Genomic DNA, 23,518 nt, shown 5'->3' with positions numbered 1-23,518 from the left:
CTCACCCAAGGAGAGACAGCATGGCCCAGAAACAGTCGATCTTCGGCCGCATCGCGCAGCTCGCGAAGGCCAACATCAACGCGCTCCTCGATCAGGCCGAGGACCCGCAGAAGATGCTCGATCAGATGGTCCGCGACTACACCGACAGCATCCGCGACGCCGAAGCCGCCATCGCGCAGACCATCGGAAACCTCCGCCTGCTCGAGGACGACTACCGCGAGGACGTCCAGAACGCCGACGAGTGGGGCGGCAAGGCCCTCGCTGCGAGCCGCAAGGCCGACGAGCTGCGCACCTCCGGCAACGCCGGCGACGCCGACAAGTTCGACGCGCTCGCCAAGGTCGCCCTGACCCGCCAGATCCAGTCCGAGAAGGAGGCGAAGGACGCCGAGCCGACCATCGCCTCGCAGACCGAGGTCGTCGACAAGCTCAAGTCGGGCCTCAACCAGATGCGCGAGAAGCTGAACCAGCTCTCCTCCAAGCGCGACGAGCTGATCGCCCGCTCGAAGACCGTCGAGGCCCAGTCGCAGGTCCAGGACGCGATCAAGAGCATCGACATCATGGACCCGACCAGCGAGGTGAGCCGCTTCGAGCAGAAGATCCGCCGCGAGGAGGCCCGCGTGCGCGGCGCCGAGGAGCTCGCCTCCTCGAGCCTCGACGCGCAGTTCGAATCGCTCGAGGACCTCGGGGAGATGACCGAGGTCGAGGCGCGCCTGGCCGCCCTCAAGTCGGGCCGTCCGCAGGACTCGATCGGCTCCTGACCGCGCGGGGAGCTCCGGGCCGACGATCGCCTGGTCGGCCCGGAGTTCTCCTCATCGCATACCCCCTCCGGCATGCCTCTCGAAGACTGGCAATCGCCCTGATGCGGGGCCGCGCGGCACCCCATAGTGTTGACCTCGGTCGCCCCGGAACCCGGTTGGCCGCAGCCTCGTCCGGCCCCTACCGACGCGGTGAACACCATGAGCGGACCCGGACCTCCCGGGGATCGCTCACCGAGCGGCCGTCGACGAGGACGGCCACCCCGAACGAGCGAGGCGCCGATGAGCACCCCCACCGCACTGTCCGACGGAAACGTCCCCACCGCCCCCCGGGTCGAGACCTCCCCCCGGGTCCAGGCCTCCCCCCGCGTGATCCGCACCCGCCCCCGCGGCGAGGGCAACACGAACCCGACGACCGAGTACTCCGGTCTGCTGAGCACCGTGCGCGACGCCGGGCTCCTCCGCCGCCGCCGCGGCTTCTACTACATCCTCTTCTCCGTGCTGACGCTCGCCCTCGGCGGCATCGTCACCGGCTTCGTCCTGCTGGGCGACTCCTGGTTCCAGCTGCTGCTCGCCGCCGCGCTGGGCATCGTCCTCACCCAGTTCGCCTTCCTCGCGCACGAGGCCTCGCACCGCCAGGTGTTCGAGTCCGGCAAGGCCAACGACGTCGCCGGCCGCACGCTCGCGAACCTCGTCGTCGGCATCAGCTACTCCTGGTGGATGAACAAGCACAGCCGCCACCACGCCAACCCGAACGTGCTCGGCAAGGACCCGGACATCGTCCGCGATGTCGTGTCGTTCACTCCGGAGGACGCGGCCCGCTCGCGCGGCGCCTACGCCTGGCTCACCCGCCGCCAGGGCTACGCCTTCTTCCCGCTGCTGCTGCTCGAGGGCATCAACCTGCACCTGCACGGCTTCCGGACCGTGTTCGGCAAGGGCAAGGTCGACAAGCGCTGGGTCGAGATCTCGATGCTCGTCGCCCGCGTCGGCCTGTACCTCGCCGTCGTCTTCTGGGCGCTGCCGCTCGGCATGGCCTTCGCCTTCGTCGGTGTGCAGATGGCCGTCTTCGGCCTCTACATGGGCGCCTCGTTCGCCCCGAACCACAAGGGCATGCCGATCCTGCCCAAGGAGGCGCGCGTCGACTTCCTGCGCCGCCAGGTCCTCACCTCGCGCAGCATCCGCGGCAACTGGTTCAACGACTACTTCATGGGCGGCCTGAACTACCAGGTCGAGCACCACCTCTTCCCGAACATGCCCCGCCCCGCCCTGCGCGAGGCCCAGGTCATCGCCAAGGAGTACTGCGCGACGCACCAGATCCCCTACACCGAGACCTCGCTGCTCGAGTCGTACGGCATCGTCGTCCGCTACCTCAACCGCGTGGGCCTCTCGGCCGGCGGCGACCCGTTCGACTGCCCCGCCGCGGGCGCCTACGGGCGCTGAGCCGCCGCTCCGCACCGCAGGAACGACGAAGGCCCTCCCCTCCGAGAAGGAGGAGGAGGGCCTTCGCCGTTCCGCGCGTCAGTTCGCGGAGCAGAGGATGAGCGTGCTCGACACGTTCGCCGCCGTCTTCGAGCCGGTCCCGCTGTAGCCGGAGGGCAGCGTCGAGACGGCGTTCAGCTGGAAGGCGACACTGATCGAGAGCGTCGTGCGAACGGCGATGGTCGCTCCCGCTGCCAGCGGGGCGGTCAGGGTGATCTGACGGGACGTGTTGCTCAGCACGGCCACGGAGGCCGAGCCTCCCGTGACCGAGAAGACGCCGATGTTGGCGACCCCGGAGCCGGTGATGATGATCGTCGTGCCGGTCGGCAGCGGCTCCGTGGGGCCCGCCTGCAGCAGGAAGCCGGGGCCGAGCAGACCGAGGGTGCCGCAGGTGCCGCGGAGCGCGTACGCGCCGAGATCGACGATCGACGCCGCAGCGGACGGGGTGGCGACGGCGACGGCGACGACCGGCACGGTCCACGCGGCGGCGGCGGTGACGGAGCGGCGGGTGACCAGGCGGTCGGAATCGGGGCGGGGCGAGGAGTCGTGGGTCACGGTGTGGCCTTCCGGTCGAGGTGCGCGGGCTGCGGCGCCACACCGGCGACGGTGACGGGTGGTCCGGCTCGATGCTCGCGAGAAGCGCAGGACGGCGCCAGCGCGCGGAGCCTGTCCCCCGTCAGTGGGACGGCGTCCGGTCGACAGCCGCTTCCGGGCGAGACGCAAGGGGCTTCCGGGCGCGGAGGAGGCGTCCTAGCGTTGCCCCATGAGCAGCTCCGAGAACGACATCGAGACCACCCCTGTCGACCCCGAGGAGACCACCGGCAGCGCCGGCACCGGGAACCCCGCCGGCCTCGACGAGGTCGGCAGCCCGTCCCCCGATGGACCCGACGGCGTCGACGCCGCGGGCGAGGAGCAGAACCCGCCCCTGCCCGACTGGGGACCCACCGACGGCGTCCACGGCACCGACGCGGAGACCGCCGAAGGCACCGACGCGTCGGGCACCGCCGGGCACTGACCGCCCCTCCGCAGGGCCCTCGCACCTCCCCTCCGGCACCGCGCCGGCCGGGAAGCGCGGGGGCCCTGCGCCGTCCCTCCGTGTTCGCCGGAACGTCGCCGGAGGCCCCCGCCGGCGGCCCTACACTGGCGCAATGCAGCCGAACGAACGCGCTCTCCGCGTGATCTCCTACAACCTCCGGGAGCACCGGGCGCACGGCGAGATCGCCCCTCTCGCCGCCCGGCACGACGTCGACGTCCTCTGCCTCCAGGAGTGCGACACCACGAAGCTCCCCCAGGAGCTCGGCGATCTGCGGCTCGCCTCGGTGACCGCGCGCAACCGCCTCGGGCTCGCCGTCTACTACTCGCACGCCCGCTTCGAGCTCCTCGGCAGCGCCGCGTTCGAGCTCAGCAAGTCGATGCACGACCGGGTGATGTCCCCCGCTCACGAGCGTCTGCTCGCCGTCCGGCTCGAGGACCGCGAGGGCGGATCGATCGCCGTCTCGTCCTTCCACGCAGCTCCGCTCTCGGCCGGCAACGCGCTGCGCCGGAAGCAGATCGGCGAGGCGCTCGACCGCCTCCGCGACTACGCCCCGGACACCCCGTCGCTGATGGTCGGCGACTACAACTACCCCTGGTTCTTCCGCGGACTCGACCGCAAGATGACGCGGAACGGCTACCTCGTGTCGCGCAGTGATTCCCCGACCTACGCGCGCTACCGCTACTTCAGCGGGCACTTCGACTTCGCGATCAGCGACTCGGTGCGGATCGAGCGGGTCTCGACCCTGCCGCAGGGCGTCTCCGACCACCTCCCGGTGCTGGTCGACGCGCACTACGACGTGCGCGCCGCATGAGCGGCCGGGTTCCGCGCTGCGGTCGGGCTCCCAGGGGCCGCCTCGGTAGGCTCGTCGAGTGACGACCCTGATCCTCGCCCGGCACGGAGAGACCGTCTGGCACGCCGAGAACCGCTACGCGGGCTCCTCCGACATCGCGCTGACCACGCTCGGCCAGGACCAGGCGGCGACGCTCGCCTCCTGGGCCGTCGACGCCCAGCTCGACGCGGTGTACTCCTCCACCCTCGTCCGCGCCGTGCGCACCGCCGTGCCCGCCGCCCGGGCCGCCCACCTCGAGGTCCAGCTCGACCCGGCCCTCGTCGAGGTCGACTTCGGCCAGGGCGAGGGGCTGACGAACGCCGAGATGGAGAAGCGCTTCCCCGACGAGTACCGCGCCTGGGTCGCCGCGCCCGCGATCCAGCCGATGCCCGGCGGCGAGTCCGGCCTCGACGCCGTCGCCCGCGCCAACACGGCGCTCGCCCGCATCCACCGCGACCACCCGGACGGCCGCGTGCTCGTCGTCGCGCACGGCACCCTCATCCGGCTGCTGCTCTGCGCCTACCTCGGCATCAATCCCGAGACCTACCGGCACACCTTCCCGTCGGTCGACAACGTCTCGCTGACGACCCTGCTCTGGGACGAGACCGGCGTCGGCCTGCTCGGCTACAACGTCCCTCCCGTGCAGAAGCAGCGGCGCTCGAGCTGAACGCCGTCCCGCCCGCCCGGGCGAGCGCGGGGTCGATCGGACTCGTGCTCGGCTCGATCGCGAGCGTGCAGCTCGGCGCGTCCTTCGCCGTCCTGCTCTTCCCCGCCGCCGGGCCGATCGGCACGGTGACCCTCCGCCTGGTCTTCTCCGCGCTGGTGCTGCTCGTCGTCTGCCGGCCGCGGATCCGCGGCTACTCGCGCTCGGACTGGGCGACGGTCGGTGCCTACGGCCTCGCCCTCGGCGGGATGAACGCCTGCTACTACGAGGCGATCGCCCGGATCCCGCAGGGCGCGGCGGTGACGCTCGAGGTGCTCGGTCCGCTGGTGCTGTCGGTGATCGCCGGGCGGAGCCTCGTCAGCCTGCTCTGGGCGGCCCTCGCCCTCGGCGGCGTGGTCGTGCTCTCGCAGGGCGGCTTCTCCTCGCTCGATCCCGTCGGCGTCGCCTTCGCGCTCGGCGCGGCGGCGCTCTGGGCCACCTACATCGTCTTCGCCGGGCGCACCGGCGGGCGCTTCCCGCGGCTCGACGGCCTCGCGCTCGCGCTGACCGCCGGCGCGATCGTGTCCCTGCCGTTCGGCATCGCCACGGCCGGGCCCGCGCTCGTGCTGCCGCCGGTGCTGCTGCTCGGACTCGCGGTCGCCGTGCTGTCGTCGGCACTGCCCTACGCACTGGAGCTGCTGGCGCTGCGGCGCCTGCGCTCGTCGACCTTCTCGATCCTGATGGCGCTGGCGCCCGGCGCTGCGGCGCTCTCGGGGTTCCTGGTGCTGGGCCAGCGGCTGACCGCGATCGAGGCGGTCGGCATCGCCCTCGTCGTGGCGGCGAGTGTCGGCGCGGTGCGCACCGCCCGTCGGACCTGACCCGCACGTCCCGCTGCCGTCGCGGAACGACGGGAGGCGGAGGCCAGGCCGGGGCGCGGGAGCCGCCCTTTCGGGTCGGGCGGCCGATCGGACCAGGTCACCGTACGCGTCGTGTCCCCGGCCTGGTCTGCCTCCGACCGTACTGAGCGCCGCCCGTCCCGCCAAGCTGTCGCGATCGGTGTGGCCACAACGGGGGGGGAACGGCGGACCCGGGGTCTCGATACGCCGCTGCGCGGCTACTCGACCAGCAAGCTGGCCGCCCGCTGCGCGGGCTGCTCGTTCAGCATGCAGCGGGCCAACTCTTTTGTTAGGCTAACTATGTGACTCCTGCCGACATCGATCTCCCCGCCCTCGCCGGCGAGACGCGCATCGCCGTCGGCCGGCTCGGCCGCCGCCTGCGCCAGGAGAAGGCGGAGCACGAGCTGAGCGACGCGCAGTTCGGCGTCCTCGCCCTCCTGCACCGGGAGGGACCGCGGACCCTCGGCGAGCTCGCCGAGGCGGAGCGCGTCCGTCCGCCCTCGATGACCCGCACCGTCGGCTGCCTCGCCGACGACGGACTCGTCGAGCGCCTCGCCGATCCGGCCGACGGCCGCGTCACCCGCATCCGCGCGACCGCACGCGGCTCCGAGCTGGTCCTCGACGTCCGGCGCAGCCGCGACGCCTGGCTCATCGCCCGCCTCCGCGAGCTCGACCCCGACCAGCGCCGGCTGCTGCACGACGCCGCCGCGCTCCTGCGCGAGGTGGCGGACCGATGAGCGCGATGTTCCGCTCGCTCGCGGTGCCGAACTACCGCATCTGGTTCGCCGGTGCGATGGTCTCCAACATCGGCACCTGGATGCAGCGCACGGCCCAGGACTGGATCGTCATCAACGATCTGACCGACCACGACGCGACCGCGCTCGGCGTGACGATGGCGCTGCAGTTCGGCCCGCAGCTGCTGATGGTCCCCTTCTCCGGCTTCATCGCCGACCGCTTCGACCGCCGGAAGCTCCTGATGGCGACGCAGGCCGCGATGGCCGTCCTCGGCCTCGCGCTCGGCCTGATCGTCGTGACCGGGATCGTCCAGCTCTGGATGGTCTACGTCTTCGCGCTGCTCCTGGGCTTCGCCGCCGCGATCGATGCTCCGGTGCGCCAGACCTTCGTCTCCGCGCTGGTCGAGGAGCGCGACCTCTCCAACGCGGTGTCGCTGAACTCGGCCTCCTTCAACTCCGCGCGGATGATCGGCCCGGCCCTCGCGGGCGTGCTGATCGCGGCCGTCGGCTCCGGCTGGGTCTTCCTCCTCAATGCGGCGAGCTTCATCGCGGTGCTGGTCTCGCTGCGCTTCCTGCACCGGGAGCAGCTGCGCTCCGCCCCGCGCGCGACCCGCGGCCCCGGCGCGCTGCTCGAGGGCTTCCGCTACGTCTCCCGGCGGCCGGACATCCTGGTCGTGCTCTCGATCGTCTTCCTGATCGGCACCTTCGGCCTCAACTTCCCGATCTTCGCCTCGACGATGGCGACGGTCGAGTTCGACATGGGAGCGAGCGAGTTCGGCCTGCTCTCCTCCGCCATCGCCGTCGGCTCGGTGGTCGGTGCCCTGCTCTCGGCCCGTCGCGACCGCCCGCGACTGCGCCTGATCGTCGGCGCCGCCGCGGCCTTCGGTGTCGCGCTCGCCCTCGCCGGCCTGATGCCGACCGTCTGGGCCTTCGCGATCCTGCTGCCCTTCGTCGGCATCGCCGCGCAGACGCTGATGACCTCGGCCAACGGCTACGTGCAGCTCTCGACCACGCCGGAGATGCGCGGCCGGGTGATGGCGCTCTACATGGCGATCTTCATGGGCGGCACCCCGATCGGCGCCCCGCTGATCGGCTGGGTCGCGAACGCCTACGGCCCGCGCTGGGCGATGCTGGTCGGCGCCGCCTCCGGAGCGCTCGCCGCCGGCGTCGGCCTCGGCTGGTACCTGCGCACCCGCCGCCGCGCCCGCGCCGGCGAGCCCGCCGCCCAGGAGGAGGTCGCCCTGGTGACGACCCCCGCCCTCACGCCTCGCGCGTGATCTCCACCCGGACGAACAGCTTCGAGGAGTGCGGGCCGGCGTAGACGCCGCGCAGCGGGGCGATGTCGTTGTAGTCGCGGCCGCGGCCGACGATCACGTGGCGGTCACCGATGTCGATCAGGTTGGTCGGGTCGTAGCCGCGCCAGGCGCCGCCGCAGAACCACTCGACCCAGGCGTGCGACTCGCCGACGACGGTCTCGCCGATCGCCGCGTTCGGCTTGGGGTGCAGATAGCCGGAGACGTAGCGCGCCGGGATGCCCGTCGAGCGCAGCGCGCCCAGGACGATGTGGGTGATGTCCTGGCAGACGCCCTCGCGGGCGGTCCACGACTCGGTCGCCGTCGAGTGCACGCCGGTAACGCCCTGGCGGTAGGTCATCTCGCGGCCGATCGTCTCGGCGATCGACAGGGCCGCATCGCACGGGCCCTCCGCGGCGTCGGCCAGCCGGCGGGCCAGCTCGACGAGGTCCTCCGGCGGAGCGGTGCGGTTGGTCTGCTTGAGCTGCTCCACGTACTCGGTGAGCGTCTCGACCTGGTCCGCGAGCTGCTCCCAGCCGACCGGGTGGTCGGGGTGCGCCTTCGGCCGGATCTCGACGAGCGAGGTCGCCGTGAGCGAGAGCTCCTGGTGCGGGTCGAGCACGTCGAACGACGAGACCCGGGTGCCCCAGTAGTCGGTGTAGGTGTGCGCGGAGGTGACCGGGCGGATGACGAGGTTCGAGGAGAGCACGAGCTGCCCGTCCGAGGAGGCGGGAAGCATCCTCGCCTCGTTGTAGGAGGCGACGACGTCGCCCCGGTAGGTGAACCCCGTCGTGTGCGTGATGCGCAGCCTGCTCACAGCGCCTCCCCGATCCAGCTCGGCATGACATTGGTGGGGAAGTAGCGCTGGCGGATCGCCTCGGAGGCCGACGAGGTCGCCTCCTGCACGCTGTCCATGTGCCGGGGCAGGTCCTCGAGGATGTCGGCGATCGGCCGGTACTCCAGCTCGCTGCGGATCTGGCCGAGCACCCGCTGGGCGTCGCCGGTGTGCCCGACGCGGCCGGTGCGCGGCTCGATGTCGCGCATGCACATCTCGGCTCGCGAGACCGAGAAGAGGATCGAGCGCGGGAAGAGGCGGTCGAGCAGCAGGAACTCCGCCGCGTTGCGGGCGCTCGGCACGCCGCGGTAGGTGCGGAGGTACGCCTCGTACGCCCCGCAGGAGCGCAGGATCGTCGTCCAGGACGGGCCGCTCGCCTCGGTCAGCGACCGGGTCGCCAGCAGCCGGGCCGTCATGTCGGCGCGCTCGATCGAGCGGCCGAGGGTGAAGAACTGCCAGGCCTCGTCGCGCGAGGTGGCCGACTCGATGATGCCGACGGCGAGCGCCGAGCGCTCGCGCACCCAGCCGAAGAACTCCGACACCCGCTCCCCCGTGACCCGGCGGGGCATCCGGGTGCGCGTGGTGTTCAGGCACTCCCACAGCTCGGTCGAGACGATCTCGCGGGCGCGGCGGGCGTTCTCGCGGGCGGCGCCGAGCGAGTAGGCGATGGAGGCGGGGTTGGTGCGGTCGATCGCGAGGATCGTCAGCACGTCGGCGCGGGTGACCTCCTTCATGTCGTCCGGGGCGGTGGAACCCATCACCGACAGCAGCGAGCGGCAGGCGGTGTCCTCGTCGATCCACGGGTCCTCGAGCAGGAGCTGCAGGTGGACGTCGAGGATGCGGGCGGTGCCGTCGGACCGCTCGATGTAGCGGCCGATCCAGAACAGCGACTCGGCGATCCGGGAGAGCATCAGGCGTCCTCCCCCGCGGCGAGCGTCTGCTGCTGCTGCTGCTGGTCCTGGTCGTGGTTGGCCGCGTCCTGCGGGGACTGGTCGGGCGTGTGGTTCAGCGGGTAGACGATCGGGATCGAGCTGGTCACGGCCGCCTGGTCCTCGACGAGCCCGGAGATGTCGTGGGCGTCCGGCTCGGTGAGCGGCGTGCCCTCGAGGCCGACGACCCAGGTGTCCTTCGAGCCGCCGCCCTGCGACGAGTTGACGACGAGCTGGCCCTCCGGCAGCGCGACCCGGGTCAGACCGCCGGGCAGCACCCAGATGTCCTTGCCGTCGTTGACCGCGAAGGGACGGAGGTCCGCGTGCCGGGGCCGCATCCCGTCGTCGACCAGGGTCGGAATGGTCGAGAGCTGCACCACCGGCTGAGCGATCCAGCCGCGCGGGTCGGCCTGCAGCCGGGAGCGCAGCTCGGCCAGCTCCTTCGCCGAGGCGGCCGGTCCGACGACGAGGCCCTTGCCGCCGGAGCCGTCGACCGGCTTCACGACGAGCTCGTCGAGGCGGTCGAGCACCTCCTCGAGCGCGCCCGGATCCTCCAGGCGCCAGGTGTCGACGTTCTTGATCACCGGCTCCTCCGAGAGGTAGTAGCGGATCAGGTCGGGCAGGTAGGTGTAGACGAGCTTGTCGTCGGCGACGCCGTTGCCGACCGCGTTCGCGATCGTGACGTTGCCCAGGCGCGCGGCGAGCATCAGTCCGGGCGAGCCGAGCATCGAGTCGGCACGGAACTGCAGCGGATCGAGGAACTCGTCGTCGACGCGGCGGTAGATCACGTCGACGCGGGTGGGCCCGGAGGTCGTGCGCATGAACACCTTGCCGCCGGTGCAGAAGAGGTCGCGGCCCTCGACCAGCTCGACGCCCATCAGGCGGGCGAGCAGGGTGTGCTCGAAGTAGGCCGAGTTGTAGACGCCCGGCGTGAGCACGACGACGGTGGGGTCGTCGACGCCCTCCGGCGCGGAGGCGCGCAGGGCCTGGAGCAGGCGGTTGGGGTAGTCGCCGACCGGGCGCACCCGCATCGAGACGAACAGCTCGGGCAGCGTCTGCGCCATCACCCGGCGGTTCGAGATGACGTAGGAGACGCCGGAGGGCACGCGGACGTTGTCCTCGAGGACCCGCCAGTCGCCGACCTCGTCGCGGATGAGGTCGATGCCGGAGACCTGGATCCGCACGCCGTTGGCCGGCTCGATCCCGGCGGCCTGGCGGTGGAAGTGGCTGGAGCTGGAGAGCAGGGCGGCGGGGATCACGCCGTCCTTCACCGCGTTCTGCGGGCCGTAGACGTCGGCGAGGAAGGCCTCGAGCGCGCGGACGCGCTGCTTGATGCCGCTCTGCACCTCGTTCCACTCGGCGCTCTCGATCACGCGCGGGACGGCGTCGAGCGGGAAGGGCCGCTCCTCGCCCGCGAAGTCGAAGGTCACGCCCTGTGCGAGGTAGGAGGAGGCGAGCGCATCGGTGCGACCGCGCAGCTCCTCCTGCGTCATCCGCGCGAGCGAGGAGTAGATGTCGCGGTACGAGTCGCGGACGCCGGCGGGGCCGCTCGTCGCCGCGACATCGGCGAACATCTCGTCCCAGGGTGAGGCGCCCGTGCGGGGCCGCTCGACCTTCTGGGACCCGTATCCGTCGAAGAGGTCACCCATGGCACGACTCTAGTGCGGGGCAGATTGCGGGGATGTTTCGGGCGGCCGGAGGGCGAGGAGACCGCCCGTCACTCGAGGGCGAGGGCCTGCTGCCCGACCGTCACACTGAGCCGCCCGCGCCGAGGATCGCGTCGATGCGGGCCCGTGCCGTCTCGCTGCGGTAGGGGTCGGTCGCCTGGACGAGGGAGTCCGCGATGCCGAGCGCCCCGAGGACCGCGACGACCGAGTCGAGGCGGGCCGAGCCGTCTCCGGCTTCGAGGCGGCGCAGCGTCTCGCGGGTGACGCCCGCCCGCTCGGCGAGCGAGGACGCGGTCATCCCGTTCACGGCTCGCCAGCGCCGGATGTTGGCGCCGATCTCAGCCAGCTGGAGGGAGCGGCGAGGCGATCGTCGTGCGACCATGCGAGGACTCCTGAACTCTGTAGGTTGCAGACTAGCGCTGAATGGCAGGTTCAGCGTCCAGCGCGCTTCCTCCGCTCCTCCGGCCGAATCCGCGGGAATATCCCCGGCTGCACGTGGTTGGATGAGGATGTACATGCGAACGCATGAATCAGGTCTCGCCAGCACGGGGCCACGGAGAGAAGGAGCGCCCGATGCAGTTCGGCATCTTCACGGTCAGCGACATCACGACCGACCCCACGACCGGCCGCACCCCGACCGAGTCCGAGAAGATCGCGGCCACCGTCGCGATCGCCCAGAAGGCGGAGGAGATCGGCCTCGACGTCTTCGCGCTCGGCGAGCACCACAACCCGCCGTTCTGGTCCTCCTCCCCCACGACGACGCTCGCCTACATCGCCGCCAAGACCGAGCGGCTCCAGCTCAGCACCGCGATGGCGCTGATCACCACGAACGACCCGGTGAAGCTCGCCGAGGACTACGCGATGCTCCAGCACCTCGCCGGCGGCCGCGTCGACCTGATGCTCGGCCGCGGCAACACCGGCCCGGTCTACCCGTGGTTCGGCAAGGACATCCGCCGCGGCATCGAGCTGACGATCGAGAACTACGACCTGCTGCACCGGCTGTGGACCGAGGAGTTCGTCGACTGGGAGGGCCAGTTCCGCACGCCGCTCCAGGGCTTCCAGTCGACCCCGCGCCCGCTCGACGGCGTCGCCCCCTTCGTCTGGCACGGCTCGATCCGCTCGCCGCAGATCGCCGAGCAGGCTGCGTACTACGGCGACGGCTTCTTCGCGAACCACATCTTCTGGCCCGCCTCGCACACCGCCAAGATGGTGCAGCTCTACCGCCAGCGCTTCGAGCACTACGGCCACGGCAGCGCCGACCAGGCGATCGTCGGACTCGGCGGCCAGATCTTCCTGGCGAAGAACTCGCAGGACGCGGTCTCGCAGTTCCGCCCCTACTTCGACAACGCCCCGGTCTACGGCCACGGCCCCTCGCTCGAGGACTTCACCGAGCAGACCCCGCTCACGGTGGGCTCGCCGCAGGAGATCATCGACCGCACCCTCGGCTTCCGCGAGTACGTCGGCGACTACCAGCGCCAGCTGTTCCTGATGGACCACGCGGGCCTGCCGCTGAAGACCGTCCTCGAGCAGATGGACATGCTCGGCGAGATCCTGCCCGCTCTGCGCGCCGGCTTCGCCGAGGGCCGCCCGGCACACGTGCCGGACGCGCCCACCCACTCCTCGCTCGTCGCCGCCCGCGCCGAGCAGCCCGTCCCCGTCAGCCCCGTCCCCGTCAGCGCCTAGGAGGCCCCGCCCATGGACACCCGCAGGATCACCGTCCTCTCGGCCGGCCTCAGCACGCCGTCCTCCACCCGCCTGCTCGCCGACCGCCTGGCCGACGCGGCCGAGGCCTCGCTCACCGAGCAGGGCTTCGCCGTCGAGCGCAGCGTCGTCGAGCTGCGCGACCTCGCGCACGACGTCACGAACAACCTGCTCACCGGCTTCGCGAGCCCGGCGCTGCAGACCGCGCTCGACGCGGTGGCCGGCGCGGACGGCCTGATCGCCGTGACGCCGATCTTCACGACGAGCTACAGCGGGCTCTTCAAGTCGTTCGTCGACGTGCTCGACACCGAGGCGCTGCGCGGGCTGCCCGTCCTGCTCGCGGCGACCGGTGGCTCGCCCCGCCACTCGCTCGCGGTCGACTACGCCATGCGCCCGCTCTTCAGCTACCTGCACGCCGCTCCCCTGTCGACGACGGTCTTCGCCGCGACCGAGGACTGGGGCGGAGCCACCGAGGACGGCCGCGCGCTGCCCTCGCGGATCGAGCGGGCGGGCCGCGAGCTCGCGACCGAGGCGGCGCGCACCTCGCGCGCTCCCGCGGACCCGTGGGCGCTCGACGGCTCGTTCGAGGGGATGCTCGGCCGCCGGAGCTGAGCACCGCTTCTCTCACAGGAGCGCGGATCCGTCCAGTAGCGGCGCACGCCTTTGCCCGCAGCTAGCCTCCCCTCGGAGGGCTCGACGGTGGCCCCCGAGGGGAGGCCATGATGGCTCTGGACACGACTTCGCTCCGCAGGAGCGCCTTCGATCGGGTGACGCTGGATCGGCGCCGCTTCCTCAGCGCCCTGGGCGTCGCCGCCTCGGTCCCGGTGCTCGCGGGCTGCGGCTTCGCGCCGGCCCGCCCGGCGGCGAGCGCTGACAGCGGCACGCTGACCTTCACGACCTGGGGCACGGACGCCGAGCTGGCCGGCTTCCAGCGGGCGATCGACCGCTTCCAGGAGGCGAACCCCGGCTCGACCGTGGCGCTGAACTCGGTGCCGTACGAGCAGATGTTCACCAACATCGACGCGCAGCTGCAGGCGGGGAACCCGCCGGACGTCTTCCGCGTGCCGTACTACACCTTCGGCAGCTACGCGGGTCGCGACCAGCTGCTCGACCTCACCCCGCACCTCGAGGCGGACGTGGCCGACCGCTTCACCGACCCGGCCTGGGCCGCGGTGCAGAGCAACGGCAGCCCCTTCGGCGTGCCGCACCACACCGACACCTCGCTGATCCTCTACAACACGGAGGCGCTCGCCACCGCGGGCATCACCGACTTCCCGGCCTCGCCGGAGGAGGCCTGGACCTGGGAGGAGTTCACCGAGGTGGGCCGCACGCTGCGCGCCTCGCTCCCCGCCGAGCGCTACCCCTTCGCCTACAACTGGCAGGGCAACGGCGTCACCCGCTGGCTGAGCCTGCTCTTCCAGGCCGACGGCCGCTTCCTCACCGAGGACCTGTCCGCCCCGGCCATCGACTCCGACGCGGGTCGCGCGGCGATCGACTTCAGCCGCAGCTTCTTCACCGACGGCCTCGTGCCGCCGAGCAGCTCGATCCAGGCGACGACCTACGCGAGCGACCTCTGGTACTCGCAGACGACCGCGATGACCTTCGGCGGGGCGTTCCTCATCCCGGACGCGGAGTCGACGCTCGACTTCGAGTGGGGCGCGACCTACTCGCCGCGGAACGTGCGCGGCGGCGGCGACTTCGGCGGCAACGCGCTCGTCGCGACCAAGGCGACCGCGAACCCCGAGCTCGCGGCGGCGTTCCTCGCCTTCGTGACCGAGGAGGAGTCGATGCGCGACTTCTGCGCCGGCGCCTCGCTCCTGCCCACCCGCCGCGACCTGACCGAGTCGGGCATCGAGTTCGAGGTGCGCCCCGAGCTCGCCGAGGTCTTCCTCGGCCAGGCGGGCACCGTGCAGGCGTCCGACGCGGCGCAGGTGGCCTCGCCGGACATGGCCGCGATCATCGCGGTGCTGAAGGACCAGCTGGAGCAGGCGTTCGTCGGCGGTCAGAGCACCGAGGACACGATCGCGAAGCTCAGCTCCGGCATCGCCACCGCCGTGCAGTGAGCGGCAGGATCCGGTGACCCGCACCCTCCCCGCGCCCGAGGAGGTGACGGCGCGACCGCGCCGCTCCTCCCGGGCGCCCGCCGCCCGCGAGACCGTCGCGGCCTACGGCTTCCTCGCGCCGAACCTGCTGATGCTGGCGCTGTTCGTCTTCGTGCCGCTGGTCGGCGCGTTCCTGCTCAGCTTCCAGCGCACCAACGGCTTCGGCGACGGCGTCTTCATCGGCCTGGACAACTACGCGCGGCTGCTCAGCGACCCGCTGTTCTGGCGCTCGACCCTCAACACCGCGCTGTTCACGCTGATCGTCACGCCGCTCTCGATGGCGCTCGGGCTGGGCGCCGCAGTGCTGCTGAACTCGGTGCTGCCGGCCCGGCCCGTCTTCCGCTCGATCCTGATCCTGCCGATGGCGGTCTCGGGCGTCGCGACGGCGCTGATGGGCGTGCTGATCTTCGACGAGAACAGCGGCGTGCTCGACGGACTTCTGCAGACGATCGGACTGCCGCGCATCGCCTGGCAGTCCGGCGGAGCCGCGGCCTTCGCCTCCGTGATCCTCGTCACCCTGTGGTGGCGGGTCGGCTTCAACATGCTGATCTACCTGGCCGGGCTGCAGGGCGTGAACCCCGCGCTCTACGAGGCGGCGCGGCTGGACGGCGCGAACGGCTGGCAGCAGTTCCGGCACGTGACGGTGCCGCTGGTCGGCCCGTCGACGTTCTTCCTGCTCATCCTCAACGTCATCTACTCGTTCCAGGTCTTCGACATCGTCTTCGTGCTCACCGGCGGCGGGCCGCAGAACTCCACCTCGGTGCTGGTGACCTACGCCTACGACACCGGCTTCGTCACCCGCGATCAGGGCTACGCGGCGGCGATCGGCATCGTGCTGCTGATCCTGACGATGATCTTCACCGCCGTGCAGTGGCGCACGAACCGCTCGAGGGACCTCGTCGAATGAACCGCGTCTCCCGCTCGACGACCGCACTCCGGCTCGTCCTGGCGATCCTCGTCTCCCTCGTCGTCCTCTTCCCGCTCTACTGGATGCTCGTCGTCGCGTTCTCCTCGCGCGCCGAGCTGCTCGGCGGCACGCTGCGGCTCTGGCCGCGCGAGTTCACGCTGGCCAACTTCGAGCGCGTCTTCGACTCGTTCCCTGTCGCGACCTGGTTCGGCAACTCGGTCGCAATCAGCCTCACCACCGCGCTGATCACCGTGGCGATCAACCTGCTCGGCGGCTACGCCTTCGCGCAGCTGCGCTTCCGCGGCTCCGGCGTGCTCTTCCTGCTGGCCCTGTCGACGCTGACGCTCCCCGTGCAGGTGATCATGGTGTCGCTCTTCCGGCTCGTCACCGATCTCGGCCTCTACGGCAGCTACTGGGCGGTGATCCTGCCGACGGCGGCCTCGGCCTTCGGGCTGTTCCTCGCGCGGCAGTTCATCCTCGCGATCCCTCGCGACCTGATCGAGGCGGCCCGGATCGACGGGGCCGGCCACTTCCGCGTCTTCACCCGGATCGTGCTCCCGCTCTCGAAGCCGCTGATCGCGGTGCTGTTCTTCATGTCGCTTCTCGGCTCCTGGAACGACTTCGCCTGGCCGCTGATCGCCCTCAAGGAGAACGTCCTCTTCACCCTCCCGATCGGGCTGCTCTATCTGCAGGGGCAGTTCGGCAGCGACTACGGCGGAACGATGGCCTTCGCGCTGGTGAACGTGCTGCCGATGGTCGTGCTCTTCCTGATCTTCCAGCGCTACTTCGTGCAGGGCTTCGCCCGCAGCGGGCTGCGCTGAGCGGTCCTGCTCGGCGCCGGATCGACTGCTTCTATCACGGCCGTATGTCAATCCCGGCTATTGCGCTCCCCGTTGTCGCGGCACCGCGGTACCGTCTACCCAGGTGCTCGTCCTGAGCGCCACGGAGCACTCCGCTCCAGCGGAAGGCGGGTCGTCGTGAGCACCATCGCCGCCAATGCCGCCCAGCAGCGGGTGGCCGGTCGCTACTACCTGATCGAGCGGATCGGCTCCGGCGGGATGGGCTCGGTGTACCGGGCCCGCGACGAGACCGTGCAGCGCGAAGTGGCCGTGAAGGTCTTCCGCGCCGAGGCCTCCAATCCCGAGGACGTCGCCCGCCAGGAGCGCGAGGTGCGGATGCTCAGCTCCTTCGCGCACCCCGGGATCGTCAACCTCTTCGACGCCGGCCTGCACAACTTCGGCGGCGAGGTGCGCCGCTACGTCGTGATGGAGCTCGTCGCCGACCCGACCCTCGAGGCGCGGCTCGAGCCCGGCCCGATGGCGCCGGACGAGGTCGCCGCGATCGGCACGCAGCTGGCCGAGGCGCTCGCCTACCTGCACGAGCGGGGCGTCGTGCACCGCGACGTGAAGCCCGCGAACATCCTGGTCAGCGAGGTGGCCTCCAGCGGCTACGCCCGCACCGCCAAGCTCACCGACTTCGGCGTCGCCCACTTCATGGACGGCTCGCGCCTCACCAGCGACGGCATCGTGATCGGCACCGCCAGCTTCGTCAGCCCCGAGCAGGTCGCCGGCGAGCCGATCAGCGGCGCCAGCGACGTCTTCTCGCTCGGCCTCGTGCTGCTCGAGGCGATCACCGGGCACCGCGAGTACTCCGGCACCGTCCTCGAGGCCGCGATCGCGCGCCTCAACCGCTCCCCCGTCGTCCCGGCGACGCTGCCCGCATCCTGGCGCGCGCTGCTCACCTCGATGACCGAGCGCGACCCGGCGAAGCGGCCCACGGCCGACCAGGTCGCGCACCGGCTGCGCGCGGGCATGACCGCGTCGTCCCCCTCCGGGCTGGATGCGGCGTCCGCTCCCGACGGCCGCGCCGTCCGCCTCCGCCGCGCCGTCATCATCGGCTCGAGCGTCGTCGGCGTCGGCGCCGTCGCCGCCCTCTCCTGGATGCTCGGGATGCTCGCCGGACGCTGAGCGGATCCCCCGCCGGCCGAGCAGCCGCCACCGCACATGCTGGTGGAGCAGCCGCGCAACGGCCGCCTTGCATGCTGGTCGAGTAGCCGCGCAGCGGCGTATCGAGACCCGCCCCTCCCTGACGTGAGCCCGGCGGCTCAGGCCTCGGTGACGGTGGATTACTGGGAAGGGGCGCCCGCAGACATGCTGGTCGAGCTGCCGCGCAGCGGCATATCGAGACCCACCGACTTCAGAACGCAGGCCCGACGGCTCAGCTCTCGGTGACGGTGGATCTCGATACGCCCGCTGCGCGGGCTACTCGATCAGTATGCAAGCGGCCGGTCAGGCCTCGCCCGGGAGGGCCTGGCGGAGGACGATGCGGGTCCAGGCGCCGACGTAGACGCGGTCGCCCTCCTCGATCTCGCGGCGCTGGCCGGTGGGGATCGGGGTCTGCGGCAGCGGGGCGCCGGCCGCGGCGAGGTAGGTGCCGTTCGCGGACTGCAGGTCTTCGACCCACCAGCGGTAGCCGTCGGTGTTGAGCTGGCAGTGGCGGCGGGAGACGCCGGAGTCGGTGCCGCAGTCGATCTGCGGCGAGATGCCGCGCGAGACGGAGGGCCGGCCGACGAGCACGGAGCGCTCGCGGAGCACGACGATCGTCGGCGGGCCGCCGGAGGGCATCGGGTCCTCGGCGCGCTGCTCCGCGTACCAGTCGGGGTCGACCCAGATCTCGGCGATCCAGGGGTCGTCCTCCTCCGCAGCCGCGGGGGCGGCGGGTGCTGCCGTCGGCGTGATCCCGGTGACCTCGGAGAGGACCTCCGTGGCGGGCGCGGTCGGCGGCGCGGTGGCGACGGGCACGTCGAAGCCGGCCTCCTCCTCCGGGACGAGCGCGGGCGGCGCACCGGGAGCGGCCGGCGCGGGCGCCTCGCCCAGGTGGGCGGCCGGATCACCGGCCGGCGTGGCGGAGCCGCCGACCTCGCCGGGTGCACGGACGGCGCCGGACTCGGTGAACGGGTCGGCCTCGGGCAGCGAGCCGGTGGTGAAGTCGTAGCCGCAGTTCTCGCAGAACAGCGCGCCGGCCTCGTTGGGGTACGAGCAGTTCGGGCAGACGGCGGGACCGGTCGGGATCGCCGTGGTCGGGTCGGCGGCGCGGGGCGCGGGGGCGGACGGCGCTGCGGGCGCGATCGGCGCACCGCAGACGTCGCAGTAGTCGCCGGACTGGGAGGTGTGCCCCTCCGGGCAGCGGTAGCTCACTTGCGCACCCGCGTGGTCTTCGTCGACGCGGTGTCGAGCGCCATCTCGTCCAGACGGGCGACGCCGCGCTTCAGCCGCACCGTCCCCTCGTTCGGGTCGTCGATCTCGACGACCTTGCGCAGCTTCGCGGTCGCCTCGTCGTTGCCGGTCGCGGCGGCGAGCTGCACGGCACGGCCGAGCTTCACGGTCGCGGTGGCGTCGTCGCCGACGGCCTTCGCGGCGAGGCCGTCCTGGATCGCCGAGGCGAGCTCGGTCTGGCCGGTGTAGTGCGCGACCGCCGGGTCGATCCGGGCGGTGAGTGCGGAGTCGTCCGTCCAGCGGGCCTTCACCAGCGCGGAGGCGACGACCTCGTCGCGCACGCTGAGCTGCACGCGGGCGGCCAGCTGCTCGGCGCCGACCGGCTTCGAGGCGACGCGCACGGCCACGTGGTACTCCCGCGACTCGTCGCCCCAGGCGCCGGTCGGGTAGGAGCCGGTCAGCGGGTTGACCGAGGTGCGGCGGGAGCTGAGGTCCTCGAGGTTCGGCGCGACCTGGCGGACGAAGAGCAGCTGCGAGCCCTGCGGGGTCCAGACGCGCAGCTCGCCGTCGGCGACACCGCGGCCCATCGACGCCTGGATCAGCTGCTCGAAGTCGGCGGCCATGTCGGCCGGGTTCGCGATCAGGCCCACGGTGCCCAACAGCGCGCTGGCGATGGTGCGCGCCTCCTCGACGACCCAGCGGGAGCCGACGCCGCGGACGTCGCACTGGAAGACGCCGCCGGCCGCGCGGATCGCCGCGTCGAGCTGCATCCGCGACTCGTGCTCGTTCTTGCCGTCGGTGAGCAGGATGGCGTGCCGCTGCTTCGCCTCGGGGACGCTGGAGAAGAGCTGGCGGGCGAGGGTCAGCCAGGTGCCCATCGCGGTGCCGCCGTCGGCCTGGAGGAAGCCGATGGCCTCCTTCGCGGCCGCCCGGGCGCCGGGCTCCATCCGCACCATCGACACGGAGGCGTTCGGGTACGGGAAGGCGCGGTCGGCGCGCTCGGAGCCGGCGACGACGGCGAAGAAGGTGCCGTCGAGGATCTGGTCGACCGCCACGGCGGCGGCGCGCTTGGCCGCGGTCATGTTCTCGCCGGTCATCGACCCCGAGCAGTCGACGATGATGATCTCGGCGGCCGCTCCGTCGCTGCCGGCCGCGCCGGTGCCCGAGGCGGTCACCGTCACGATCGCGTGCACATCCGTCGCGCCGTCCGAGAGGAACTCGTTCTGAAAGACACTCGCGCTGAACTCCGCCATTCGGCCAGTTTATTGTGCTGCCTGGCCGCGACCGCCCTTCTCCTCGCCGGATGCGCAGCAACCGTCGGGCAGCCGGCCCCTCCCCCGGCGGGCGCGGGCTTCGACTACCAGCTCGGCGGCAGCTACCCGCCGGCCGACGGCGTCGAGCTCGTCGTCCGCGACCGCGAGGCCGAGCCCGCGCCCGGCGTGTACTCGGTCTGCTACGTCAACGCCTTCCAGACGCAGCCCGGCGAGGAGGAGGAGTGGGAGTCGCGGCCCGAGCTGCTGCTGCGGGACGCGGACGGGGAGCCGATCACCGATCCGGACTGGCCGGACGAGACGCTCCTCGACGTGTCGACGGCGGCGAAGCGGGAGGCGCTGCTCGAGGCGGTCGCGCCGTGGCTGGAGGGCTGCGCCGAGAGCGGCTTCGACGCCGTCGAGGCCGACAACCTCGACTCGGCCACCCGCTCTGAGGGGCTGCTGACCGACGACGACACGGCCGCCTTCGCGCGGGACCTCGTCGAGGCGGCGCACCGGGCCGGGCTCGCGATCGGGCAGAAGAACGCGGCCGAGCGCGCGGAGGAGATGCGCGCGCTCGGCTTCGACTTCGCGATCACGGAGGAGTGCGAGGTGTTCACCGAGTGCGACGCCTACACGGACGTCTACGGCGAGCGGGTCTACGAGGTGGAGTACACGGACGTCGACGACGCGGACGCGGTGTTCGCGCGGGCGTGCGCACGCGGCGACGGGATCGGCGTGCTGCTGCGCGACCGCGACCTGCTCACGCCCGGCGACGAGGGGTACGTCTCGGAGCGGTGCTGAGAAGGCCATGTCGGAGGACGAGCCCCTGGACCCACCGTGCTGGAGACGGTGGGTCTCGATAGGCCCCTCCGAGGCTACTCGACCAGCATGAGCGCGCTCAGCCGCGCGTGCCCGAGCTCCGTCAACCCCGGTCCGCGGCCCGCCTCCGCCTGGCAGGCTGGGCGCCGTGCCTCCCTGGTCCCTCGCGCTGCTCAGCGGCGCCATCGGCGGAGCGACCCTCCTCGTCGGAGCGGCGCTCGCCTGGTTCGTCCGCGTCCCGCCCAAGCTGACCGCCGCGATCTCGGCGTTCGGCGCGGGCGTGCTCATCTCGGCGCTCGCCTACGAGCTGGTGCAGGAGGCGGCCGACGACGGCGGACTGCTGCCGACGATCCTCGGCACGCTCGCCGGTGCCGTGGTCTTCGTCGGGGCGGACGCGCTGCTCACCCGCGCCGGCGCCGGGGATCGCAAGAGCGCGAAGGGCTCCGGCTCCGCGGGCGGCGGCACCGCCATCGCCGCGGGCGCGCTGATCGACGGGATCCCCGAGTCGATCGTGCTCGGCCTCTCCGTGGCGCAGGGCGGTGCGGGAGCGGCGATCAGCGTGCCGATCGTGGCCGCCGTGGCGATCTCGAACCTGCCCGAGGGGCTCTCCTCCACCGTCGGGATGAAGACCGACGGGCGCTCCGCCCGCTACGTCTTCACCGTCTGGGGCGGCATCGCGGCGCTGTCCGCGATCGCCGCGCTCGTCGGCTTCCTCGTCTTCGCGAGCGCGCCCGGAGCGGTCGTGGCGTTCGTCACCACGGTCGCGGCCGGCGCGATCCTCGCGATGATCTCGAACACGATGATCCCGGAGGCGTTCGACCGGGACGATGTGCTGACCGGGCTGTACGCCGTCCTCGGATTCGTGACGGCGTTCGCGCTGCACTCCGCTTCCTGAGACGCCGCGGAGCGGCGTCTCGCGGTCGGCACTGCGCGGGGTGGGTTTCGCACCCCGGTGCGTGCGCCGACGGGAATCCGCTGGGACGCGGATTCCCGGATACGGCTCGTGCGTGGCCGGCTGGTTCGGCGACGGGTCGCAGCATGCTGGTCGAGTAGCCGCGCAGCGGCGTATCGAGACCCGCGCGTCAGCCGCTGAAGGCGGTCAGGGCGTCGTCGAGGATCGCGAGGCCGCGGGCGACCTCGGCGGGGGTGACCACGGCGGGCGGGACGACATGGATGCGGTTGTCGGCGGTGAAGGGCAGGAGGCCCCGGGAGAGCAGGTCCGCCTTCAGGCGGCCGACGGCGGTGGCGGGCAGCGGCTCGCGGGTGGCGCGGTCGGTGACCAGCTCGAGCGCCCAGAAGACGCCGGAGCCGCGGACCTCGCCGATCAGGTCGTGCTTCGCCTCGAGGGCGGCCAGGCCGGGGGCGAGGTGCTCGGAGCCGATGGTCTTCGCGTTGTCGACGATGCCCTCCTCCGCCATGGCCTCGAGGGTCGCGACGACGCTCGCCGCGGCGAGCGGGTGGCCGGAGTAGGTCAGCCCGCCGGGGAAGACGCGCTCGTCGAAGTGGTGTGCGATCGGGTCGTCGATGAGGACGCCGCCGATCGGCACGTAGCCGGAGTTGACGCCCTTGGCGAAGGTGATCAGGTCGGGCCGGACGTCGAACGCGTCGAACGCGAACCACTCGCCGGTGCGGCCGAAGCCGGCCATCACCTCGTCGAGGATCAGCAGGATGCCGTAGCGGTCGGCGAGCGCCCGCACGCCGGCGAGGTAGCCGGGCGGCGGCGTGAGGATGCCGGCCGTGCCGGGGATGGTCTCGAGCAGCAGCGCCGCGATCGACTCCGGGCCCTCGGCCTGCACGACGCGCTCGAGGTGGTGCAGCGCGCGCTCGCACTCCTGCTCGGGCGTCTCGGCCCAGAACTCGGAGCGGTAGAGGTAGGGGCCGAAGGCGTGCACGTGCCCGCGGGCGTACTCGTTGGGGATGCGGCGCCAGTCTCCGGTGGAGACGATCGCGGCGCCGGTGTTGCCGTGGTACGAGCGGTAGAAGGAGACGATCTTGTCGCGACCGGTGTAGAGGCGCGCCATCCGGATCGCGTTCTCGTTGGCGTCCGCGCCGCCGTTGGTGAAGAAGACCTTCTCGAAGCCCTCGGGCGCGCGCTCGGTGATCAGGCGCGCCGCCTCGGCCCGGGTCTCGTTCGCGAAGGCCGGGCCGACGGTGGTGAGCACCGCCGCCTGCGCCTGGATCGCGGCGACGACCTTGGGGTGCTGGTAGCCGATGTTGACGTTCACGAGCTGGCTGGAGAAGTCGAGGTAGCGGGTGCCGTCGACGTCCCAGACCTCGGCGCCGAGGCCGCCGGCGATCGGCAGCGGGTTGAGCGCGCCCTGCGCGGACCAGGAGTGGAAGACCCGTGAGCGGTCGGCGGCGGTGACGGAGGCGTTGGTGCTGCCGGTGGGAGTCGTGTCCGAGGAGGTCGTGTCCGAGAGCGTCAT

General features: G+C 72.0%; 24 protein-coding genes. 16 read left to right on the top strand and 8 right to left on the bottom strand.

Going from position 1 to position 23,518, the window contains the following annotated elements; genetic code table 11:
* The first annotated feature begins 20 nt into the window (after nucleotides 1–20).
* Both MT355_RS17310 and MT355_RS17305 read left to right on the top strand, forming a co-directional pair.
* Nucleotides 21–758 carry a PspA/IM30 family protein gene (locus tag MT355_RS17310; RefSeq protein ID WP_123444961.1) on the top strand — a complete coding sequence of 246 codons (738 nt, stop codon included), beginning with the start codon at nucleotides 21–23 and terminating at the stop codon, nucleotides 756–758.
* A gap of 279 nt (nucleotides 759–1,037) precedes the next feature.
* Nucleotides 1,038–2,195 carry an acyl-CoA desaturase gene (locus tag MT355_RS17305; protein ID WP_123734962.1) on the top strand — a complete coding sequence of 386 codons (1,158 nt, stop codon included), beginning with the start codon at nucleotides 1,038–1,040 and terminating at the stop codon, nucleotides 2,193–2,195.
* Between the two features lie 78 nt (nucleotides 2,196–2,273).
* On the opposite strand, the gene MT355_RS17300 is transcribed toward MT355_RS17305, so the two are convergent.
* Nucleotides 2,274–2,789: a hypothetical protein gene (locus tag MT355_RS17300; protein WP_243600500.1), complete on the bottom strand. Its 516-nt coding sequence runs from the start codon at nucleotides 2,787–2,789 to the stop codon at nucleotides 2,274–2,276.
* A 208-nt stretch (nucleotides 2,790–2,997) separates the two neighbouring features.
* Here MT355_RS17300 and MT355_RS17295 point away from each other — a divergent pair, with 208 nt between their 5' ends.
* From MT355_RS17295 to MT355_RS17270, 6 genes are all read left to right on the top strand, one after another.
* Nucleotides 2,998–3,249, top strand: coding sequence for a hypothetical protein (locus MT355_RS17295; RefSeq protein WP_243600499.1), 252 nt, complete (start codon nucleotides 2,998–3,000; stop codon nucleotides 3,247–3,249).
* Nucleotides 3,250–3,382: 133 nt separating this feature from the next.
* On the top strand, nucleotides 3,383–4,081 hold the full coding sequence (locus MT355_RS17290; RefSeq protein ID WP_123444958.1) for an endonuclease/exonuclease/phosphatase family protein: 699 nt from the start codon (nucleotides 3,383–3,385) through the stop codon (nucleotides 4,079–4,081).
* Nucleotides 4,082–4,139: 58 nt separating this feature from the next.
* Nucleotides 4,140–4,766, top strand: a complete 627-nt coding sequence (locus tag MT355_RS17285; RefSeq protein ID WP_243600498.1) for a histidine phosphatase family protein — start codon at nucleotides 4,140–4,142, stop codon at nucleotides 4,764–4,766.
* A 44-nt stretch (nucleotides 4,767–4,810) separates the two neighbouring features.
* Nucleotides 4,811–5,620, top strand: a complete 810-nt coding sequence (locus MT355_RS17280) for a DMT family transporter (RefSeq protein WP_243580972.1) — start codon at nucleotides 4,811–4,813, stop codon at nucleotides 5,618–5,620.
* Nucleotides 5,621–5,940: 320 nt separating this feature from the next.
* The gene (locus MT355_RS17275; protein WP_243600497.1) at nucleotides 5,941–6,375 is read left to right on the top strand and encodes a MarR family winged helix-turn-helix transcriptional regulator; all 435 of its coding nucleotides are present in this window, start codon (nucleotides 5,941–5,943) and stop codon (nucleotides 6,373–6,375) included.
* Entirely contained in the window at nucleotides 6,372–7,649 is a 1,278-nt protein-coding gene (locus tag MT355_RS17270) for an MFS transporter (RefSeq protein WP_123701957.1), read from the top strand. The genes MT355_RS17275 and MT355_RS17270 overlap by 4 nt, the downstream gene beginning before the upstream one ends.
* On the opposite strand, the gene MT355_RS17265 is transcribed toward MT355_RS17270, so the two are convergent.
* The 4 genes from MT355_RS17265 to MT355_RS17250 all read right to left on the bottom strand — a co-directional run bounded on the left by MT355_RS17265 (nucleotide 7,633) and on the right by MT355_RS17250 (nucleotide 11,477).
* Nucleotides 7,633–8,481, bottom strand: a complete 849-nt coding sequence (locus MT355_RS17265; RefSeq protein ID WP_123734958.1) for a transglutaminase family protein — start codon at nucleotides 8,479–8,481, stop codon at nucleotides 7,633–7,635. The two genes, MT355_RS17270 and MT355_RS17265, sit on opposite strands and share 17 nt — an antisense overlap.
* On the bottom strand, nucleotides 8,478–9,410 hold the full coding sequence (locus tag MT355_RS17260) for an alpha-E domain-containing protein (RefSeq protein ID WP_243600496.1): 933 nt from the start codon (nucleotides 9,408–9,410) through the stop codon (nucleotides 8,478–8,480). Before MT355_RS17260 ends, MT355_RS17265 begins: the two co-directional genes overlap by 4 nt.
* A complete protein-coding gene (locus MT355_RS17255) occupies nucleotides 9,410–11,077 on the bottom strand; it encodes a circularly permuted type 2 ATP-grasp protein (protein ID WP_243600495.1) in 1,668 nt (555 codons plus the stop codon). The genes MT355_RS17260 and MT355_RS17255 overlap by 1 nt, the downstream gene beginning before the upstream one ends.
* 100 nt (nucleotides 11,078–11,177) lie before the next feature.
* Nucleotides 11,178–11,477 carry a helix-turn-helix domain-containing protein gene (locus MT355_RS17250; protein ID WP_127885853.1) on the bottom strand — a complete coding sequence of 100 codons (300 nt, stop codon included), beginning with the start codon at nucleotides 11,475–11,477 and terminating at the stop codon, nucleotides 11,178–11,180.
* Between the two features lie 191 nt (nucleotides 11,478–11,668).
* Between MT355_RS17250 and MT355_RS17245 the strand changes: the two genes are divergently transcribed.
* The 6 genes from MT355_RS17245 (at nucleotide 11,669) to MT355_RS17220 (ending at nucleotide 17,772) form a co-directional block, all read left to right on the top strand.
* Complete coding sequence (locus MT355_RS17245; protein WP_123444947.1) at nucleotides 11,669–12,778, top strand: LLM class flavin-dependent oxidoreductase; 1,110 nt, start codon at nucleotides 11,669–11,671, stop codon at nucleotides 12,776–12,778.
* A gap of 12 nt (nucleotides 12,779–12,790) precedes the next feature.
* Entirely contained in the window at nucleotides 12,791–13,408 is a 618-nt protein-coding gene (locus MT355_RS17240; protein ID WP_123734953.1) for an FMN reductase, read from the top strand.
* 107 nt (nucleotides 13,409–13,515) lie between these two features.
* Entirely contained in the window at nucleotides 13,516–14,859 is a 1,344-nt protein-coding gene (locus MT355_RS17235; protein ID WP_243600494.1) for a sugar ABC transporter substrate-binding protein, read from the top strand.
* A 13-nt stretch (nucleotides 14,860–14,872) separates the two neighbouring features.
* Entirely contained in the window at nucleotides 14,873–15,805 is a 933-nt protein-coding gene (locus tag MT355_RS17230) for a carbohydrate ABC transporter permease (protein WP_243580974.1), read from the top strand.
* Complete coding sequence (locus tag MT355_RS17225) at nucleotides 15,802–16,626, top strand: carbohydrate ABC transporter permease (protein WP_243600493.1); 825 nt, start codon at nucleotides 15,802–15,804, stop codon at nucleotides 16,624–16,626. The genes MT355_RS17230 and MT355_RS17225 overlap by 4 nt, the downstream gene beginning before the upstream one ends.
* A 156-nt stretch (nucleotides 16,627–16,782) precedes the next feature.
* A complete protein-coding gene (locus MT355_RS17220) occupies nucleotides 16,783–17,772 on the top strand; it encodes a serine/threonine-protein kinase (RefSeq protein WP_243600492.1) in 990 nt (329 codons plus the stop codon).
* Nucleotides 17,773–18,093: 321 nt separating this feature from the next.
* On the opposite strand, the gene MT355_RS21675 is transcribed toward MT355_RS17220, so the two are convergent.
* Nucleotides 18,094–19,002: an FHA domain-containing protein gene (locus MT355_RS21675; RefSeq protein ID WP_243600491.1), complete on the bottom strand. Its 909-nt coding sequence runs from the start codon at nucleotides 19,000–19,002 to the stop codon at nucleotides 18,094–18,096.
* Nucleotides 18,999–20,273 (bottom strand): VWA domain-containing protein, encoded by a 1,275-nt coding sequence (locus MT355_RS17210; RefSeq protein WP_127885848.1) that lies wholly within the window; start codon nucleotides 20,271–20,273, stop codon nucleotides 18,999–19,001. Before MT355_RS17210 ends, MT355_RS21675 begins: the two co-directional genes overlap by 4 nt.
* A gap of 12 nt (nucleotides 20,274–20,285) precedes the next feature.
* Here MT355_RS17210 and MT355_RS17205 point away from each other — a divergent pair, with 12 nt between their 5' ends.
* Nucleotides 20,286–21,074: an endo alpha-1,4 polygalactosaminidase gene (locus MT355_RS17205; RefSeq protein ID WP_243600490.1), complete on the top strand. Its 789-nt coding sequence runs from the start codon at nucleotides 20,286–20,288 to the stop codon at nucleotides 21,072–21,074.
* 166 nt (nucleotides 21,075–21,240) lie between these two features.
* The gene (locus MT355_RS17200) at nucleotides 21,241–21,987 is read left to right on the top strand and encodes a ZIP family metal transporter (protein WP_243600489.1); all 747 of its coding nucleotides are present in this window, start codon (nucleotides 21,241–21,243) and stop codon (nucleotides 21,985–21,987) included.
* Between the two features lie 187 nt (nucleotides 21,988–22,174).
* Here MT355_RS17200 and MT355_RS17195 read toward each other — a convergent pair whose 3' ends face one another.
* Nucleotides 22,175–23,518, bottom strand: coding sequence for an aspartate aminotransferase family protein (locus MT355_RS17195; RefSeq protein ID WP_243600488.1), 1,344 nt, complete (start codon nucleotides 23,516–23,518; stop codon nucleotides 22,175–22,177).

Source organism: Rathayibacter sp. VKM Ac-2929, from assembly GCF_022815495.1.
Lineage (GTDB): Bacteria > Actinomycetota > Actinomycetes > Actinomycetales > Microbacteriaceae > Rathayibacter > Rathayibacter festucae.
The sequence above is the reverse complement of the archived record's forward strand: the minus strand, read 5'-3'. Positions and strand labels throughout refer to the sequence as shown.

What these genes read in the sequence shown, in the direction of transcription:
- MT355_RS17310 (WP_123444961.1), top strand. Translation starts at nt 21, where the DNA reads ATGGCCCAGAAACAGTCGATCTTCGGCCGCATCGCGCAGCTCGCGAAG.
- MT355_RS17305 (WP_123734962.1), top strand. Translation starts at nt 1,038, where the DNA reads ATGAGCACCCCCACCGCACTGTCCGACGGAAACGTCCCCACCGCCCCC.
- MT355_RS17295 (WP_243600499.1), top strand. Translation starts at nt 2,998, where the DNA reads ATGAGCAGCTCCGAGAACGACATCGAGACCACCCCTGTCGACCCCGAG.
- MT355_RS17290 (WP_123444958.1), top strand. Translation starts at nt 3,383, where the DNA reads ATGCAGCCGAACGAACGCGCTCTCCGCGTGATCTCCTACAACCTCCGG.
- MT355_RS17270 (WP_123701957.1), top strand. Translation starts at nt 6,372, where the DNA reads ATGAGCGCGATGTTCCGCTCGCTCGCGGTGCCGAACTACCGCATCTGG.
- MT355_RS17260 (WP_243600496.1), bottom strand. Translation starts at nt 9,410, where the DNA reads ATGCTCTCCCGGATCGCCGAGTCGCTGTTCTGGATCGGCCGCTACATC.
- MT355_RS17255 (WP_243600495.1), bottom strand. Translation starts at nt 11,077, where the DNA reads ATGGGTGACCTCTTCGACGGATACGGGTCCCAGAAGGTCGAGCGGCCC.
- MT355_RS17250 (WP_127885853.1), bottom strand. Translation starts at nt 11,477, where the DNA reads ATGGTCGCACGACGATCGCCTCGCCGCTCCCTCCAGCTGGCTGAGATC.
- MT355_RS17245 (WP_123444947.1), top strand. Translation starts at nt 11,669, where the DNA reads ATGCAGTTCGGCATCTTCACGGTCAGCGACATCACGACCGACCCCACG.
- MT355_RS17240 (WP_123734953.1), top strand. Translation starts at nt 12,791, where the DNA reads ATGGACACCCGCAGGATCACCGTCCTCTCGGCCGGCCTCAGCACGCCG.
- MT355_RS17235 (WP_243600494.1), top strand. Translation starts at nt 13,516, where the DNA reads ATGATGGCTCTGGACACGACTTCGCTCCGCAGGAGCGCCTTCGATCGG.
- MT355_RS17225 (WP_243600493.1), top strand. Translation starts at nt 15,802, where the DNA reads ATGAACCGCGTCTCCCGCTCGACGACCGCACTCCGGCTCGTCCTGGCG.
- MT355_RS17210 (WP_127885848.1), bottom strand. Translation starts at nt 20,273, where the DNA reads ATGGCGGAGTTCAGCGCGAGTGTCTTTCAGAACGAGTTCCTCTCGGAC.
- MT355_RS17195 (WP_243600488.1), bottom strand. Translation starts at nt 23,518, where the DNA reads ATGACGCTCTCGGACACGACCTCCTCGGACACGACTCCCACCGGCAGC.